The organism is Pedobacter sp. HMWF019 (assembly GCF_003061025.1).
GTDB lineage: Bacteria > Bacteroidota > Bacteroidia > Sphingobacteriales > Sphingobacteriaceae > Pedobacter.
Genome location: NZ_QAIL01000234.1, coordinates 1 through 3,588, shown reverse-complemented (window position 1 = coordinate 3,588; position 3,588 = coordinate 1). Strand labels below are relative to the sequence as shown.

The 3,588-nt window shown below is 37.6% G+C and carries 5 protein-coding genes; 2 read left to right on the top strand and 3 right to left on the bottom strand.

The window, feature by feature from the left end; translation table 11 throughout:
- Positions 1-65: 65 nt before the first annotated feature.
- On the top strand, positions 66-824 hold the full coding sequence (locus DBR11_RS13780) for an SDR family NAD(P)-dependent oxidoreductase (RefSeq protein WP_108553250.1): 759 nt from the start codon (positions 66-68) through the stop codon (positions 822-824).
- 73 nt (positions 825-897) lie between these two features.
- On the top strand, positions 898-1,062 hold the full coding sequence (locus DBR11_RS29610; protein WP_158275289.1) for a hypothetical protein: 165 nt from the start codon (positions 898-900) through the stop codon (positions 1,060-1,062).
- Between the two features lie 285 nt (positions 1,063-1,347).
- On the opposite strand, the gene DBR11_RS13770 is transcribed toward DBR11_RS29610, so the two are convergent.
- The 3 genes from DBR11_RS13770 to DBR11_RS13755 form a co-directional block, all read right to left on the bottom strand.
- On the bottom strand, positions 1,348-1,692 hold the full coding sequence (locus DBR11_RS13770) for a hypothetical protein (RefSeq protein ID WP_108553248.1): 345 nt from the start codon (positions 1,690-1,692) through the stop codon (positions 1,348-1,350).
- A 34-nt stretch (positions 1,693-1,726) separates the two neighbouring features.
- Positions 1,727-2,398, bottom strand: coding sequence for a hypothetical protein (locus DBR11_RS29385; protein WP_146186529.1), 672 nt, complete (start codon positions 2,396-2,398; stop codon positions 1,727-1,729).
- A 157-nt stretch (positions 2,399-2,555) separates the two neighbouring features.
- A complete protein-coding gene (locus DBR11_RS13755) occupies positions 2,556-3,302 on the bottom strand; it encodes a hypothetical protein (RefSeq protein ID WP_146186528.1) in 747 nt (248 codons plus the stop codon).
- Positions 3,303-3,588: the final 286 nt, after the last annotated feature.

The following is a 3,588-nucleotide window of genomic DNA, read 5'->3' as shown; positions in this document are numbered from 1 at the left end:
GGTGCTGAACTCCTGGTGGATGGCGGCATGACCTATTTATCAAAATAATTTTAAAAATTCTCAAAATGAATAAATTAGAAAACAAAGTGGCGGTAGTTACAGGTGCACCAAAAGGAATAGGCGCAGCTATTGCCAAACATTTTGCAGCAGCAGGTGCAAAAGTAGTTGTGAATTATGCGTCCAGCAAAGAAAGTGCGGACAGCGTGGTGAAAGCCATAACCGACAAGGGAGGCACAGCTATTGCAGTACAGGCCGATGTGTCTAACGAAGCGGATGTAGCCCGGCTGTTTGAAGAAACTAATAAAGCTTTCGGCCGCCTGGATATTTTGGTCAACAACGCGGTTTGTCAGGGATATGCACCTATTGAAGGAATATCAGCAGAAACTTTTCATAACAGTTTTAATATCAATGTGCTAGGGCCTATACTGACAATTCAGGCAGCTTTAAAGATGTTTGGTAACAAAGGCGGTAATATCATTAACATCAGTTCGGGTGCCAGCAAAATGCCGCTCCCGGGAGCATCGCTGTATTCTGCATCAAAGGCGGCATTGGATGCCATCACGATCGCTTTGTCGAAAGAGTTAGGTATTCAAAACGTCCGTATCAATTCCATTTTGCCGGGCGCTACGGAAACAGAAGGTGCAACCGCAGCGGGCGTCACTTCCGGCAGTGACTATGAAAAAATGTTTATCGCTAACACGCCGCTTGGTCGCAGAGGGCAGCCCGCAGATATTGCGAAAGCTGCCGTATTCCTGGCTTCCGATGATGCCGCCTGGATCACCGGAGAGCAGATCTCCGTTTCGGGTGGTATGTATGGTTTCTAAAATAGAGATCATTACTTTCAAATCCCTGTTTCTTCCGAAAGCAGGGATTTTGTTGCTTCAAATAAACTCGTTGTTGGACATACCATTCCTCTATGAGAACCGAGATTTGACTGCATTGAAAATAAGTGGATTACGTAAGCTCAAAGAGCTGACTGTTGATTATTGTCCGCTTACCAATCTTAAGATGAGTGGAACAGTAAGTCTGAAGGATTTTTCCTGGCAATTGTTTACCAAATAGCCCATCTGCGGGCTGGTTTCCAAGGTTTGATCATAAAACATATTTTCTTTGGAAAGGTTGAAGGCGAGGAAAAGAAAGCTGTTGGGTATTGACAGAAATGTAGCGAGGTTAATGGCGGCAGTAATGAAATTAGCGGTGCGCATATAAATTCTCTGCTACGAATGGATCTGTGTGGAGCCGAAGGGGGCACAATCAAACAGTTATTGCCGGTTTTAACATACTTTGGAAGCCTTAAATTAGATAGATGGTTAATGGGGTATTAAGCAGTTATCGTGTTTTTTAATACTAGAGATTACGATTTATCTCGGGTACTTTTGAACTATAACTATCATAAAAAGCACCAGTGCCTTTGGCATCCAGGCGACCTACAATAACTGTTTCCGAACTATTTGACAATTCAAATTTTGGTCGCAAATGCTCATGCGATCTGGCTCCAATTGGAAGACTAGTAATACTCTCCTGATCGAGGTCTGCCAATTTTAACAGAAGACTCGCTAGGGACCTTAATCCTTCTGGATCGCCATGAATTAGAACCTCATTCCAACAGTCCTTAACATTCTCGAACTCATTCTCTTTTTGATGAACTACTATATCTAAGTGCCCGTTAATTACGGATTTAAATTTTTTCATGGTCTTTATAAATTAGTTACATGTTACTATCCAGTTACTTGGTAGATGTTTCACTAACTGTTGAATATTGGTCTAATTCCGTAAAAATCGCAAGGTTCTTATTTACAATTTCTGTCAAACTTTTGCTTTGAAAATATTCATCTTTCAAATGAGGTTTTGTACCGATTTTAAATGATAGGCTTTGAATTTCACGCTTGGCAACACAACAGCTCTTGCCTTTTCCGAAAAAAGTTGATGGACTGAATCCGATTAAATATTCATCAAGATTTTTTCCGTCCATTTGCTCAACTATCGGTCTGGAATAGGTCTTGTTAAAAGTCCATTCGTCTAAGTATCCAGTTCCATTACTGTCAACAATTAGGATGTTATCGTCTACGTTAGAAAGCACTAAATTAACCTCGCCTTTATATCCATTTGGAACTTTAATTTTTAATGTTGGAGAATACAATTGATAGTGGAATGCTAAAAAAGATATACTAGTAGTGATAAATAAGATAGTTAGAAATGAGGTTCTTTTAATAATCAACCTCAAAAGTCCTGATAGAATTAAGCAGCCTAAAATAATTCCAACGATCATCATCCCTCCCAAAAAGAGTCCAGATAAAATCATGCCCCCAGGAACTCCTGTTAATTTGAATAGCAAAGTAATCAAAAGTAGAAATGAGATAATTCCAAATGTCAATGTTAATTTCCTGTCGGTTGTCATAAACTTTTAATACTTCATTGATCTGGTATGTGCCCTGTATTGCACCTAACTCCCACAGGGCTTTAAGAAGTTTGGTGGCTCGAATAAAGTTACTAGAAAATTTGAACGGTTTAATAGAAATCTCCACCAAATTTTGTAAAACCGCTGTTAGTGGCAGTTATTTTCTTACTTGCTTAAAAATGCCTTCGTTTGTAAATGCGCTTGAGTACAATAATTTTTTCGGAATGAAATAAAAAGTTGCAAATCCAATTATTGCTTGATCTGGAACTATTTCCAAAGGTTTGGTAGGTTTGTAGATTTCTCCTTTCATTCTTATGAATTTTTCTATAATTATCCGATGAATTCTCCCTGTTGTGTCCTCGAATATTGTTATATTCCCTTTTGCGAAGGAAATTTTGGATGGCAATTCAATCCCTGCCTTATGAGTTACATTTTCAAATATTAAGCGATCATTTGTTTCTTTTATCGTTTCGAATTCATATTCCATCAGTCCCGTATTCATTGGACTACTTCCATAGGTGTCATTATATTCGGTAATCTCAAATTTTATGCCTTTGATGTTTTTGAAATAATGTTTTGATGGATTAAGAATAGTATCTTTTGCGGTAGTGGGATTTTTACCACCGTTGACTTGAATTAATTTTATATAATCTTTTCTAGGTGCTTCTGCAAAATAGGAGCCGGGTAAAGAGGTGATTTTAGACATGTTAAATTCTTCTGCAGAGTCCAGAATTGCAAAACCAGATTGGTGCGAATCTCTACCACCCCAAGCATCATATTGATATATTATTTTATTACTTCCTCTAATTTTTTGTGAATATAGGGTAACATCCCATGACGGATTACATCCATAAAATATTATAACGCTAACTAGAAAAAGGAATAATTTTTTTCTTCTTTTCATTTTTCTTATGAGCCCTTTATATTTCCACCAGCCTCCACATCACCCAACTTGAAAATATCCAGATATTGAATCCAAGTTTTGTTTTCAAATAGGCTTCACCTTCGATCTGCTTATTACTTTCTATTTCTTGTTGCATTGACACCATGTTATTTAGCATCATCTTTATTTCGTAGACTTTCGGAGAATTTATATAGTAGATATTAAAAATCATATTGGAGAATAAAAAAGGGGTGCAGTTATCTGAACTGATTTAATACGAATATATGTCTTTTGAATAGCACTAGGG